This is a genomic window from Streptomyces sp. NPDC088197 (assembly GCF_044741185.1).
Taxonomy (GTDB): domain Bacteria; phylum Actinomycetota; class Actinomycetes; order Streptomycetales; family Streptomycetaceae; genus Actinacidiphila.
In genome coordinates, this window is record NZ_JBIUSD010000001.1 from 21214 (window position 1) to 33842 (window position 12629).

Below are 12629 nucleotides of genomic sequence, written 5' to 3' on the forward strand. Positions count from 1 at the left end.
CACGATGTTCACGTTCCACTCCAGCGCGGTCCGCAGGCACCTCTCGGCGCTCCGCGTCCTGCTGCTGATGACCGTGATCGCGGGGATCGTCTACCCGCTGGCCGTCACGGGCGTCGCCCAAGTCGCCTTCAGCGACCGGGCGAACGGCTCCGAGGTCACGCAGAACGGCCAGGTCGTCGGGGCCCGGCAGATCGGGCAGAGCTTCGACCTGCCGAAGAAGAACCCCGACGACGCCGACGAGGCGGCCCGTCCGGACCCCAAGTGGTTCCAGCCGCGCCCGTCGGCCGGCGGCTACGACCCGCTGGCCTCGGGCGCGTCGAACCTCGGCCCCAACGACCCGGGCCTGGTCAAGACGATCGAGCAGCGCCGCAAGGACGTCGCCGCCTTCGACGGTGTCGACCCGGCCTCGGTGCCGGTCGACGCGGTGACCGCCTCCGGCTCCGGCCTGGACCCGGACATCTCGCCCGCGTACGCGTACGAGCAGGTGAACCGGGTCGCCAAGGCCCGCGGGCTCTCCGCGGACGCGGTACGCGAGCTGGTGGCCGACCATGTGTCGGGGCGCGAGCTGGGCTTTCTCGGCCAGAAGCACGTCAATGTCCTCGACCTCAATCGCGCGTTGGCGTCGCGGCACTGAACCCGTGGCGATCGGCGTACAGAGATCCGTACCGAGATCCGTACCGAGATCCGCGGAGAGATCCTTCCGGGTATTTCCCGGGTGCGCCGTCAGCCCTCCGGTATACGCTTCCGCCGAAACGGATGCGCGTGCCGGGGGGCTTTCGCATTCTCGGGGCAGGGGGAGGGCCATGACGGACCGGCTCAGTGTGCGGAGCGTTCTCGGGCGGGTCGAGGCCATTGAGGACTGGCTGCTGACCTCGGAGGAATGGGGTGCGGTGGGGGCCGCGCTGGACGCGTTGAGTACGGCGCTGGCGGACGGGAGCGAGGAGGGCGTGCGCGACGCGCTCGGCGCGCTCCAGAGGCTGGAGGAGTCGCGGCGCGCGCTGGCGCGTCCCGGCCCGGTGAAGTCCTTCATCCCGCAGCGGCAGCGCGAGCAGCGCAACATCCTCGTGCGGCGGCTCACGTTGGACCTGAGCAGCGAGGACCGGGGCCCGGCGGCCGGGCCTTCGACGGGCGGCGGCCCCTCGTCGACCGGCCCCGCCGCCTGATGCGCGGCATCGTCAAACCGGCCCTGCTCATCGCCTGCTTCGCCCCGACCGCCTCCGCCGACGACGAATCCGCACATGCCTATCTCAACGATCTCTGGCAGGCGTGCCGGGCGCTCGGCATGACATCGCCGATTACCGGACTTCCGTTTCACGCGGCCCGCTTACCGGCCATTCCCGGCCATACGAAGGACCTGGAAATCCTCGCGGCGGCCGAACGCGGCGGCGCGACCTCCGTTCACTCCGCCTTCGTCTTCGCGGAACACGACACCGTTGGCCTGATCGCGCTGCTCGCCCCGAATGACACCCATTCCGGCCTCGAACAGTGGAATGACCTGCTGACCGAATGGAACACGGCGGTCGCGAGCACCGGACGGCCGGGCGCCGGGCCCCCGCCGGACGGAATCCTCGGCGAATTCCGCGTCTTCGAGGCATTGCGCCGGCGCACTGTCGGCGTGAACGACCACACGGTGTGCGAGGAGATACGCCGGTACGGCCCGCCGGTGCCGGGACCGGGTTCCGTCAGCGGTACGGGGTCGGTCAGCGGTACGGGCTCCGGCGGTACGGGTTCGGGCAGCACGGCCCCGGGCTCGGGCCGCGACGGCGCCTGGTGGCGCGGCTTCGACCGTACCGACCACGGCTTCGACGTGTGGCGGCCCGAGGAGGACCCGGCGCACGACGCCGTCTCCCACCTCTACGTGCTCGCCCCGGCCGCGCTGGAGGCCGAGTTGGACGCCTGGGCGTGGGCCGTGGACGGCGAGAGCGGACTGCGGCCGCTGACCCGCTATCTGCTGCACACCTCGAAACTGCGGTACGAGGCACGGCAGTACGCGGCCGACGAGCCGGTGCACGTACGGGTGGAAGTGAGTGAGCGTCATACGCGCGAGCTGTTGCGGGAGTTGGAGCCCGCGGCTTCCGGGCAGCCGATCGCGCTCGGCCGGGTGCTGCGCGCGGCGGCGCTGCTGGACGGGACGCAGCTCGGCGCGCAGGGCATGACGTGGACGATCACCGGGCTGCGGCAGTTGAGCCGTACGGTCGCCATCGCCGCCGCCAACATGCGCATCCACGCGCCCGTCGTCCACCGCCGGGGCCCGGGCGCGTCCTGGCCCGAGGCCGACCTCGCGGCGGCCGAGGCGCTGATCGCGCAGGCCGAGAGCGACCAGGTGTATCTGGAGACGACGCGCGAACGCGCCGAGGCGGCACGGGCGTTGGCGACCACCATCGTGGACCGCGCCTTCGACGACCGGCGCGGGAAGCTGACGCTCATCCAGGGCTCGGTGCTGGGCGCGGCGGCCACCGCGCTCGCCGCCGTCCAGTCGTTCTCGTACCACGTACCGCTCTCCCGCTTCCTCCAGTCCCCCACCATCGCCGTGCTCACCGCGCTCGCCCTGGCGCTGCCGCTGACCGTGCTGCGCTGGGCGGGGGTCAGGGCGACCACCTCCTACGCGTGGCTGGTCAGTTGGGCGGCCGGGCTGGTCGGCGCGTCCCTGTGCTGGCTGGTGACCGTCCTGGTCCGCCGCCACCTCGATCTCGGACCGCTCCCCGTCGCCGTGACACTGCCCTGCGCCGTGGTGTCGGGGCTGATCGCGTACGGCGCATCCCGCTGGCTCACCCGACGGCACTGAGGTTTCCCATGACATCCGCGTCACCCTCCCCAGAAGGCGCCTTAGGCCCGGCGTCCCGCCCCGCCCCCGCCCCCGGCGGCCGATCCGCCTCCTCCGCCATCCGCGCCTTCGTCGAGACGCTGGACGTCGAGGACCTGATCACCCGCTTCGACGTCGACTTCGACATCCCCATGCGCCAGTCCGACGCCGTCGGCATGCTGCGGCTCGCGGACGCGCACAGCCCGGCCCCCGGCGGCGGCACACGGACGACCGCGCGGCGCGTCGGCGCGTACTGGTGCGAGATCGTCCGGGCGGACATGGCGTACGAGCCGCTGACCGGCCTCCAGCTCATCGACGCGTCCAGGGCCGACGCGGAGGGCCTCCTGGCGCGCCTGGCGCAGGCGCCCGACGAGTTCGCCTCCTACGCGGTGGCCCGCTGGTACGACGGCGTCGGCCGTATCCGGTACCGGCTGGGCGACTTCACCCCGGCCAGGATCGCCTTCGGTACGGCCGTGCGCACGGCTGTGACCGCCGGGCTGTGGTGGGTGCTGCCCGACCTGCGGAGCAATCAGGCGCGCGCCGCCTTCGAGGAGCGCAGCCAGACCGCGCGCGACCGCCCGGAAGGCACCGACGCGCACGGTCTCGTACCGGAGCTGGAGGCGCTGTGCGCCGATGTCCGCGCCGGTCTGGCGGAGTTCGGGATCGCGCTGCCCACCTCGCCCGACGCGCCGCCCCGGCACCGGGAGTTCCTGCGCGGCTACGCGAACGCCCTGCACAATCTGGCGACGGCGGTACGGCAGGACGGCGACGCGGGCCGGGCGCTGGAGGTCATCGGCGAGTCGCTGGTCGTCAGTCGGGCCCTCGGCGACTCCTACCGGGTCGCCCAGTCGGCGAATCTGAGCGCGCAGTGCGACCCCGCGAACGCCGTCGCGTACTACGAGGACCTGCTCGACCAGCCCTGGGCGCGCGGTGCCCGGATCGCCCGGCAGAATCTCGCGATCAGGAGGGGCGGCCCCGAGGGGCTGGCCGAACTGGCGGCGCTGCTGGACGAGTTGGAGCAGGACGACAGCGGTATCGGCCGGCAGACCGGGATGGACGTCGACTTCTACGCGTACACGGTGCGCGGCTACGCGCGGGTGGCGGGGCAGCTCCCCGAGGACAGCCGTCCCGCCGACGTCCTTGACCGCCGTCTGACGATGGCCAGGACCGTACGCGGCGCGGTCGCGCTGCCGGTCTACAAGCGGGCCTACGCGCGGCACATGCGGCCCGCGTACCTCCAGGCCATCGCGGCGCGGGTCGAGACGGGCGACGGGTCGCGGGAGAATCTGGAGCAGATCCTGTCGCTGGTCGAGGAGTCCTCGGGGCGTGAACTGCTCGACCTGCTCGGCTCCTCGCGGCCGCCGCTGCTCGCGCCGCCGACGGCCCGTCAGGCGGGCGCCGAGGCAGGCGGGTCCGGGGCGGAGCCGCCGCCTGGCACGGGGCGGCGCGCCGCTCCCGGCACCCTGGCGGACGAGGAGGCGGAGCGGCTGCGGACGCTGATCGTGCGGCGCGAGCAGGAGTACGAGGAGTGGTTCCTCCAGCACCCGCTCACCTCGGTCACGCACGACGAGGACATCGCCCACCAGCTCGTGCAGTACACCCTCAACCACCAAGGGTCCTGTGTGGTGCGGTACTTCAGCTACGTGGCGCCGGACGGGGTGCGCCGCGACGGCGGGGCGGGTGCCGCCGTCGCGGACCGGCTCGGGGTCATGGTGTGCCGCGACGGCCTGCTGACGCTGCTGCCCGCCGTCCCGTACGACGACGTGACCGCGCTGGCGCGGGAGGTGACCGCCGACCTGGAGGCGGGCGCGCCCGGCACCGAGACCTGCCACCGGATCTGGGACCTGCTGATCGCGCCGGTCTGGGAACACGCCACGCGCGGCGGCCCGTTGACGCATCTCACGATCGTCCCGACCGACGACCTCTTCGCGATGCCGCTGCATGTCGCGACCGAGCGCGGCGACGCCCGGCCGCTGGCGGCGCGCGTACCGCTGTCGCACTCGGTGAGCGTCGCGGCCTTCGTGACCCGTGGACGGCATCTGCTCAAGCGGCAGTTGGCGGAGCGGGACGACGACCTGGCGGCGCTGCTGGTGACCGACGCGCACGCGACGGGCCGCGAGGTCGTCGGCACCGGCTGGCCGCCGGACCACATCGTGCTGGCCGGTGACGTCTTCGGCGGCTTCCCCGACCCCACGACGGCCCCCGGTGCCGCGCAGCGGCACCCGGCCGACTGGTCGGGGGTGGCGGCGCTCGTGGAGTGCAAGCCCGAGTTCTTCGTCTACGCCGGGCACGGCACGTACGTGGACACCGCCGAGGGCGCGGGGCCGCTGCTCAACCTCGGCCAGGAGGACGTCCTCACGCAGTTCGACCTCGCCCTGCACCTGAGCCTGCCGCGCAACAAGCTGACCGTGCTCGGCGCGTGCCTCGCGGGCCAGGGCATGCGCTCGGACGGCGGCGACGTCCTGGGCTTCATGCGGTCGCTGATGGTCAGCGGCGCGGGCGCGATCGGCGTCCCGCTGTGGAAGGTCCTCGACACCACGATGGTCGCCACCGTGCGCGCCCTGCTGCGCGAGAGCCGCCGCGTGCTGGGCCCCGGTCCGGCCGGCACCGGCGTCTTCGACGTGGTCGAGGCCCTGCACCGGCACTACCGGCAGGACATCGAGACGTACGACGGGCTCGCCGCGCGCGTCGAACGCCTGCCGCTGGCGCTGTACTTGTGAATCTATGATCGGGCCAGGCGACGGCCGGCAGGCCGCCGATCACCGACGACGGGGCAGGAGACGGGGATGGGCATCGCCGAGGACGAGACGTCGGAGAGCGGTTCCAGCGGCGCGGAGGGGTCCGCCTCCGCCGCCGACAGGGCCGACGCCGCTCGGGAGGCCGACTGGGGCCCTGAGGCCGACCGGGTCCGTGAGCGGCGCCGCGCCCGGCTGGCGGCGTACGACGAACTGCGTTCCCTGCGGCCCGAGTTGTTCGAGAATCCGCCCGGTGCGGCCGTCGAGATCCTGCTCGACAGCGCGGACCAGGACGAAGTGATGCGGCAGACGGCCGAGTCGGCGGTCGCCTGCGGCCTGTCGGAGGACGTCGGGGACATCGGCGTGGTCTACCGGGACCCGTATCTGCGGCTGGTGCGCGACGCGGTCCGGTTCAGGAGCGGGCGGCTCGGTACGTACATCCGCGCGGTGGGCGACACCGCGATCGGCGGGGCCGCCGCGCTGCCGGTGCTCAGCGACGGGCGGATCGTCCTGCTGCGCCACTTCCGGCACGCCACCCGCGCCTGGCACTGGGAGATCCCGCGCGGCTTCGGCGACGCGGGCGAGGGCGGCGAGGCGACCGCGCGGCGCGAGGCCCGCGAGGAGCTGGGCTGCGAGGTGCGCGAGGTCGTGCACCTCGGCGCCTTCGTCTCCGACTCCGGACTCAGCTCGATCGCCGACCAGTTGTACCTCGCGCGCGTCGACGCGGACGACTTCAGCGAGGAGCCGGACGAGGGCGCGCTGGAGGAGGGCATCGCCCGGAGGCTGGCGCTGACCCCCGAGGCGTTCCACACCATGCTGGTGGACGGCGCGATCTCGGACGGTTACACGCTGTCGGCGTACGGACTCGCCACGGCGCGAGGGCTGTTGGAGCGGCCGGGCGGCTGACGCGTGCGTCCCCGTGACGCATGAGGCCGGGAGTGACCTGAGGCATCCGGTGTGACGGGCGGTGAGCGATGTCACCGGCGGAGTGCGCCCGGCGCGAGCCCTTGCGCGTACGCCCTCTGGTGGAGCGGCATTTCCCGTTCCGCTTGCGCGGACACCGCGAGTGACGGTGGACTGTACGCCTGCCCCGCCACGACCACCCGGAGGGCTCATGCCGACGTCTCGCGGTCTCGACGTCTCGTCGTACCAGGGCAATCAGGACTGGAAGTCCCTGGCCAGGAGCGGCATCACCTTCGCCTTCGCCAAAGCGAGCGAGGGCGAGCACACCAAGGACAGCGCTTTCGCCACGCACATCGCGGGCATCATCGGCGCCGGACTCGTGCCGGGCGCCTACCACTTCGGCTGGCCGAACCAGAACGCGGCCACGGAGGCCGCCAATTACGTCGCCGCCGTGAAGTCCCATGCCAGAAAAGGCTTCCTGCACGTCCTGGACCTGGAGCGCCGTTCGGACGGCGCCAACTACTCGGGCCGTACCGCCGCCCAGATCCGCGCCTACGCGCAGACCTGGATCACCGCCGTACAGAAGGCGTTCCCCGGACAGCGCGTCGGCGTCTACACCTCCGCCGACGACATCGCGGCCAAGCACCTGCCCGCCAATTCGGCCTTCCTCTGGTACCCGGCGTATCCGGCCGGGGCCATGTCGTACGCCGACGCGGAGAAGCGCGCGCAGCCGTCGCCGTCCGGACTGCGCCCGCTGTTCTGGCAGTTCACCAGCACTCCCACCGACCGTAATCTCGCCTATCTCTCCCCCGCCGCCCTGCGCGCGTGGGCGAGCGGCACCCCGGAGGACGACATGCCCGATCCCAAGGACCTGTGGGCCTACAAGGGCCAGATCAACGGCAAGGCCGACCCGCACGACGCGTACAGCTATCTGCGCGGCACCAACGCCGACGTGAAGACGCTGATCACGCGCGTGACCGCGCTGACCGCCACCGTCAACACCCTCGCGCAGGCGCTGGCCACCGCGAATCCGGCGCTGGACACGGACACCCTGGTGTCGAAGGTGCACCAGGCCATCGACGACGCGGTGGCGGCGGACGCGGTCCCGGAGTAGCCCCCGGCGGCCCCGCCCCTCGGGCCGCCGCTGCCACTTGTCCCGATTCGGTGTCCCGTAACGGCGCTTTGTGGGGCCCGAGTTGCGCGCGGGGTCCTCCGCCAGGTATCCACAAGCGGTGATGCTGCGGGGGAAGGTGACACCATGGCCATGGCTGGACTGACGGCTGCCTGGAAGCGGTCCGCGCCGGGACGGCTGTGGAAGCAGGCCACCCACATAGAGTTGATGCACCGTTCGATGGGCTTCGCCGCGCTCGGCTTCGTCACGCTGATGCCGCTGCTGGTCGTGGTCGCCGCCGCGACGCCGTGGGAGAACCGGCCCGGCTTCGCGCAGTGGGTCGTCGACGGCATGGGTCTGAACGCGGACGGTTCGCACAGCGTCCGCAGCCTGTTCGCGGCGCCGCGCAACATCCTGAGCGCCACCAGCGCGTGGAGCCTGGCCTCGCTCGCCTACTTCGGCCTCACCTTCGTGGCGAGCGTCGAGACCGGCTACCGCAAGATCTGGGACCTGCCGTCCGGGCCCTGGCACCGCGACGTGCGGCGCGCGGTGTGGCTCGCGGTGCTCACCGCCTATCTGTTCTGCGAGTCGCAGAGCGCCGCGCTCATGGGCAGCGGGCTGCTGCGCGGCGGCGTACGCATCGTCCTCACCTTCGTCCTCGGCGTCGTCTTCTTCGCCTGGGGCCAGCGCTTCCTGCTCGGCGGCGGCGTGGACGTCCGCACCGCCCTGCCCGGCGCCGTGTTCACCATGCTCGGCCTCGCGGGCCTCCGGCTCTTCTCGCACCTCTTCTTCGCCCCGATGATCGTCTCCAACGCCGTCACGTACGGCCCCGTCGGGACCGTGCTCACCGTCGTCACCTGGCTGGTCGGCGTCGGCTTCGTCGTCTTCGGCGGCGCCCTGCTCGGGCGCCATGTGCGGGACGGGCGGATGCTGCGGCAGGGCGGCGAGATTCCCCGGCCGCAGCGGCCGGAAGGGTGGTACGAGGAGCCGAAGGAGACGGCGCCCGGTGTGCTGTGGCGGTCGGACGGGTCGGGCGGGACGATCGACTGACGCGGGGTCGGGGGCCGGGGGGCCTTGGGGGGTCTTGGGCGGGCCCCTTTCACGGGGCCTTGGGGCGGGACCTTTTACGCGGGGCCTCGCGCGCGCCCCTGGAGGGGGCTCAGCTCGCCGCTGTGGCCGTCTCTCCGAGGAGCGGTGCCGGCGGGACGGCGTCCCGTGCGGCGGTGCGCAGGGCGGCGCTGCGGGCGCCGTCGATGCCGGTGAGGACGCGTACGGGCTCGGGGAGCGGCGCCGCGGGTTCCAGAAGCGCCGCCGGTTCCAAAAGCGCCGCGGGCTCCAGAAGCACCGCGGGCTCCAGAGGCGGTGCGGGCTCCGGGAGTTGGATGGCCGCCGCCATCTCCGTCGCGCTCTCCGTGATCGCGATCCGCCCGCCGAGCCGTGGCGCCGGAAGCGCGCCCGCGTCACCGCGCAGCAGCAGCCGTACCGCCGACCACGGCAGGTTCACCCCGGTGAAGGCGGTCTGGAAGATGCCCGCGGAGGCACGGGGGTTGGCCTCAAGGAGCACCGGTCGCCCCATGTGGTACCGGAGTTGGACGTTGGACAGATACGCGAGCCGGAAGTGCCCGACCAGCCGCCGCGCGATGGCGACCAGCGCGGGATCGTCCAGCAGCAGCCGGTAACGCCCCTGCTTGGAGCGGGCGATGCCGGTGAGCATGGCGCCGCCCGGAGCCGACAGGCAGTCCACGCTGACCTCGGGCCCGTCCAGATACGGCATCACCAGGAATTCCGGTACGGCCTCGCCCTCGTCCGCCGCCCGCTTCAGCGCGCCCGCCACCGAGGCCACCGACGCCAGCGGTACGGGCGCGGCCAGCAGGTCCTTGAGCCGCAGCGGCCGGTCCTCCAGGATGCGGAAGCCGAACGCCGAGAACTCACCGGCGGGTTTGACGCAAATCCGTTCCCCGGTCTCCCCCAACTCCCCGACCGCCGCCCGGAACCCCTCGGCGTCCGACACCACGCGCCACGGCGGCACCGGCACCCCGGCCGCCCGCGCGGCCTCGTACGTACGGCCCTTGCTCGTCAGCACGTCGACCGCCTCGGGCGGTGAACACATCAGGCGCGTGCCGACCGCCGCGAATTCCTCCGCCCGCCCGGCGAGCGCCGCCAGCCGTCTGGGCGGGATGAGCACGTCGATCGCGTGCCGCCGGCAGAATTCGACCGCGAAGGCGGCGTATTCGTCGTCGCCCACGTACCGCGGCTCCGACTCCCCCACATCGCACGCCGCGAGCGCCGGCGCGTCCCGCAGCACATTGGTCCCGTAGATCCGTACGTCCACCGCGTCCGGGTTGTCGCGCAGCATCCCCATCACCTGGGTCGTGGCCACCCCCGCGCTGCTGAGCCATATCCGAAGTGCTATCGCGATACTCCTTCGCCCTCCGTGCGAACCCCCCAGAGCCCGCCGTCCGACCATGCGGGCGCGAGCCGCCGACGGCCCTGGAACCCCGAGGCCGCGCGCCTTTCCCCGATCATGTGTGAGCGCACCTTAACCCCGGACTGTGACGCCCACATTTCCCACCCGCTTCAACTCGCCAACATCACCGGCCGGGACGGCGGCGCGCCGTCGCTCACCAGGCCGTGGCGAGCCAGGCGGTGACGGCCGCGAGGGCGATGAGGGCGATGTTGAGGCCGGTGACCCTGGCCTCGCCGCGGGAGAGGTGGAGGGCGGTGGCCAGCACCTGGAGGACGAGGAAGCCGAGCGCGGCGACCAGCGCGAGGACGGGGGCGACGCCGGTGAGCGGCGGGAGCAGCAGCCCTGCGGCGCCCAGGATCTCGACGGCGCCGACGGCGCGGACCGCGGGCATCGGGACGGTGTCGACCCAGCCCATCATGGGCGCGAGCCGCTCCTTGCTCTGCGCGGTCTTCTTGCCGCCCGCGTAGAGGTAGAAGACCGCGAGCAGCCCGGCCAGGATCCAGTAGGCGGTCTCCATGGGTGCGTCCTCCGTCATGGTTACGACTTGTAAGTAAGCACATGATCGGTGACTATGGAGGCGCTTACAAAAGGCACATGGGTGTGCCTTACGCACACGGACCGGCCGCGCTGCCGGCTGTTGTACGACGGTCTGTGTGCTCCGGGCTTGTGCTGTGGGCTTGTGCTGTGGGCTTGTGCTGTGGGCTTGTGCTGTGTGACCACGCGACGGGGGGCGCCGATGTCGAAGTACCGCCACTCCTGCCTCATCCGCGGCGACGGCGGCCGTGCGATCCGGGGCATCCTCGACCGTGTCGGCGACAAGTGGACGCTGCTGGTCGTCGCCACCCTCGACGGCGAGCGCCTGCGCTTCACCGAGCTCCAGCAGCGCGTCCCCGGCATCTCCCAGCGCATGCTCACCCGCACCCTGCGCCACCTCGAACGCGACGGGCTGGTCTCCCGCACCGTCTACGCCGAGGTCCCGCCCCGCGTCGAGTACGAGCTGACCCCGCGGGGCCGCACGCTCATCGCCCCCGCCGTGGCCCTGGCCGAGTGGGCGGTCGACAACAATCCGGCGATCGAACAGAGCCAGGCCACGTACGACGCCGCTGCCCGCCAACCCTGAGGACGGTTCCGCATGAAGCGTGCTTACGACGACGAACGGCTCGCCCGCTCCTACGAGTCGGGCAACGAGATGCCCGACGACGCCCTGCGCGCGTGGGTCGGCCTGATCGGCTCCTACGTCGACCGCCCGGCGCCCGACGTGCTCGAAGTCGGTTCGGGGACCGGGATGTTCGCGGCGGCGATGGCCCGGTGGATCGACGGCGCGAGCGTCCTGGGCGTGGACGCCTCCGAGGCCATGCTGTCCGAGGCCCGGCGGCACCACCCGCACCCGTCGGTGCGGTACGCGCACGGCACCGCCGAAGCGCTGCCCGCCGCCGACGACGCCTTCGACCTCGCCCTGCTCTCCCGGGTGATCCACCACTTCCCCGACCGCACCGCCGCCGCCCGCGAACTCGCCCGCGTCCTGCGCCCCGGCGGCTCGGTCGTCGTCCGCACCACGTTCAAGGAGCGCCTGGACGCCGTCGTCTACGACTACTGGCCTCCCCTGCGCGCCACCGACGCCCTCCGCTTTCCGGCCGAGGACGACGTCACGGCCGAATTCACCGCCGCCGGCTTCGACTTGCGCGAGATCCGCTCCTTCGTCCAGCCCGTGACCCGCAGCCTGCGCGACTACCACGCCCGTATGACGACCCAACCCCAGTCGAAATTCGCCCACTTGACGCCGACTCAGTTCTCCTCCGGCCTCGACCGGCTCGCAGCGGCGGCGGACCGCGAGCCGTACGACGCGCCGGCCCCGGTCGACGAGCGCTACGACGTGGCCGTCTTCACGCTCCGGTGAGCGCGGGCCGGGTGGGGGACGTCGCATGCGTGACCGCGTAGGCGTGACGTCGCATGAGTGAACTGGTCGACCGGGTCGACGAGCAGGACCGCGTCCTGGCGGTCGTCGACCGGGCGGAGGCGATCCGTGAGGGCTGGCTGCACCGCGTCGCCACCATCGTGTGCCGCGACCCGGCCGGGCGCTTCCTCGTGCACCGCCGCCCGCGGGACTCCTCGCGCTTCCCCGGCCAGTACAACTGGCTCCTCGGCGGCGCCGCCGACGTCGGCGAGTCGTACGAACAGGCCGCGGCCCGCGAGCTGTTGGAGGAGCTGGGCGTGCGGGCCGCGCCCCGCTTCGTCCTCAAGTTCCTCTGTGCCGGGGCCATCAGCCCCTACTGGCTCGGCATCCACGAGACCGTCGTCACCACGGCGATCCGGCCCGACCCGTACGAAGTCCCCTGGCACACCTGGCTGACCGCTTCCGAGCTCGAATCCCTCGCCGAGGGCCCGGAGTTCGTGCCCGACGGACGCGAGGCGTTCATCCGCTACCGCGCCGTGGGCGGCGGAACGCCTGGCATGTGACGCCTCCCGTACGACGACGGTTTCCCCCCAATTCCCGCCAACGCCCCCTGCCCCCGCCCCGTCCCGAAGCGGGCCCGGGGCACCCTTCCCCCGTCGACTCCACGGTCCTGTTCGACGCGATACGCGCCTCCGGCCGCCAGGTGACCCCGGCCC

Annotated in this window: 12 protein-coding genes; 10 read left to right on the forward strand and 2 right to left on the reverse strand. The window is 72.6% G+C overall.

All coding sequences use genetic code 11. The features are described 5' to 3' along the window. Nucleotides 1–4: 4 nt before the first annotated feature. From kdpC to ACIOC1_RS00130, 7 genes are all read left to right on the forward strand, one after another. Nucleotides 5–634 carry a potassium-transporting ATPase subunit KdpC gene (gene kdpC, locus ACIOC1_RS00100; RefSeq protein ID WP_401850625.1) on the forward strand — a complete coding sequence of 210 codons (630 nt, stop codon included), beginning with the start codon at nt 5–7 and terminating at the stop codon, nt 632–634. Nucleotides 635–803: 169 nt separating this feature from the next. Continuing rightward, entirely contained in the window at nt 804–1163 is a 360-nt protein-coding gene (locus ACIOC1_RS00105) for a CATRA system-associated protein (protein WP_391159444.1), read from the forward strand. Continuing rightward, the gene (locus tag ACIOC1_RS00110; protein ID WP_401850629.1) at nt 1163–2785 is read left to right on the forward strand and encodes a CATRA conflict system CASPASE/TPR repeat-associated protein; all 1623 of its coding nucleotides are present in this window, start codon (nt 1163–1165) and stop codon (nt 2783–2785) included. Before ACIOC1_RS00105 ends, ACIOC1_RS00110 begins: the two co-directional genes overlap by 1 nt. 8 nt (nt 2786–2793) lie before the next feature. Further along, nucleotides 2794–5523 carry a CHAT domain-containing protein gene (locus ACIOC1_RS00115; RefSeq protein WP_401850632.1) on the forward strand — a complete coding sequence of 910 codons (2730 nt, stop codon included), beginning with the start codon at nt 2794–2796 and terminating at the stop codon, nt 5521–5523. A gap of 66 nt (nt 5524–5589) precedes the next feature. Beyond that, nucleotides 5590–6444, forward strand: coding sequence for an NUDIX hydrolase (locus tag ACIOC1_RS00120; protein ID WP_401850635.1), 855 nt, complete (start codon nt 5590–5592; stop codon nt 6442–6444). 208 nt (nt 6445–6652) lie between these two features. Beyond that, a complete protein-coding gene (locus ACIOC1_RS00125; protein ID WP_401850637.1) occupies nt 6653–7555 on the forward strand; it encodes a glycoside hydrolase family 25 protein in 903 nt (300 codons plus the stop codon). Nucleotides 7556–7699: 144 nt separating this feature from the next. Further along, complete coding sequence (locus ACIOC1_RS00130; protein ID WP_355336225.1) at nt 7700–8602, forward strand: YhjD/YihY/BrkB family envelope integrity protein; 903 nt, start codon at nt 7700–7702, stop codon at nt 8600–8602. A gap of 109 nt (nt 8603–8711) precedes the next feature. Here the strand turns inward: ACIOC1_RS00130 and ACIOC1_RS00135 are convergent, their stop codons facing one another. Beyond that, nucleotides 8712–9932, reverse strand: coding sequence for an ATP-grasp domain-containing protein (locus tag ACIOC1_RS00135; RefSeq protein ID WP_401850640.1), 1221 nt, complete (start codon nt 9930–9932; stop codon nt 8712–8714). A gap of 241 nt (nt 9933–10173) precedes the next feature. Beyond that, entirely contained in the window at nt 10174–10536 is a 363-nt protein-coding gene (locus ACIOC1_RS00140; RefSeq protein ID WP_391159589.1) for a DoxX family protein, read from the reverse strand. A gap of 219 nt (nt 10537–10755) precedes the next feature. Between ACIOC1_RS00140 and ACIOC1_RS00145 the strand changes: the two genes are divergently transcribed. The 3 genes from ACIOC1_RS00145 to ACIOC1_RS00155 are packed head-to-tail and all read left to right on the forward strand — an operon-like array spanning nt 10756 to nt 12476. After that, nucleotides 10756–11139: a helix-turn-helix domain-containing protein gene (locus ACIOC1_RS00145; RefSeq protein ID WP_355336221.1), complete on the forward strand. Its 384-nt coding sequence runs from the start codon at nt 10756–10758 to the stop codon at nt 11137–11139. Nucleotides 11140–11151: 12 nt separating this feature from the next. After that, on the forward strand, nt 11152–11916 hold the full coding sequence (locus tag ACIOC1_RS00150) for a class I SAM-dependent methyltransferase (RefSeq protein WP_401850643.1): 765 nt from the start codon (nt 11152–11154) through the stop codon (nt 11914–11916). Nucleotides 11917–11969: 53 nt separating this feature from the next. Next, nucleotides 11970–12476 carry an NUDIX hydrolase gene (locus tag ACIOC1_RS00155; RefSeq protein WP_401850646.1) on the forward strand — a complete coding sequence of 169 codons (507 nt, stop codon included), beginning with the start codon at nt 11970–11972 and terminating at the stop codon, nt 12474–12476. Nucleotides 12477–12629 lie beyond the last annotated feature (153 nt).

What these genes read in the sequence shown, in the direction of transcription:
- kdpC (WP_401850625.1), top strand. Translation starts at nt 5, where the DNA reads ATGTTCACGTTCCACTCCAGCGCGGTCCGCAGGCACCTCTCGGCGCTC.
- ACIOC1_RS00105 (WP_391159444.1), top strand. Translation starts at nt 804, where the DNA reads ATGACGGACCGGCTCAGTGTGCGGAGCGTTCTCGGGCGGGTCGAGGCC.
- ACIOC1_RS00110 (WP_401850629.1), top strand. Translation starts at nt 1,163, where the DNA reads ATGCGCGGCATCGTCAAACCGGCCCTGCTCATCGCCTGCTTCGCCCCG.
- ACIOC1_RS00115 (WP_401850632.1), top strand. Translation starts at nt 2,794, where the DNA reads ATGACATCCGCGTCACCCTCCCCAGAAGGCGCCTTAGGCCCGGCGTCC.
- ACIOC1_RS00120 (WP_401850635.1), top strand. Translation starts at nt 5,590, where the DNA reads ATGGGCATCGCCGAGGACGAGACGTCGGAGAGCGGTTCCAGCGGCGCG.
- ACIOC1_RS00125 (WP_401850637.1), top strand. Translation starts at nt 6,653, where the DNA reads ATGCCGACGTCTCGCGGTCTCGACGTCTCGTCGTACCAGGGCAATCAG.
- ACIOC1_RS00130 (WP_355336225.1), top strand. Translation starts at nt 7,700, where the DNA reads ATGGCCATGGCTGGACTGACGGCTGCCTGGAAGCGGTCCGCGCCGGGA.
- ACIOC1_RS00140 (WP_391159589.1), bottom strand. Translation starts at nt 10,536, where the DNA reads ATGGAGACCGCCTACTGGATCCTGGCCGGGCTGCTCGCGGTCTTCTAC.
- ACIOC1_RS00145 (WP_355336221.1), top strand. Translation starts at nt 10,756, where the DNA reads ATGTCGAAGTACCGCCACTCCTGCCTCATCCGCGGCGACGGCGGCCGT.
- ACIOC1_RS00150 (WP_401850643.1), top strand. Translation starts at nt 11,152, where the DNA reads ATGAAGCGTGCTTACGACGACGAACGGCTCGCCCGCTCCTACGAGTCG.
- ACIOC1_RS00155 (WP_401850646.1), top strand. Translation starts at nt 11,970, where the DNA reads ATGAGTGAACTGGTCGACCGGGTCGACGAGCAGGACCGCGTCCTGGCG.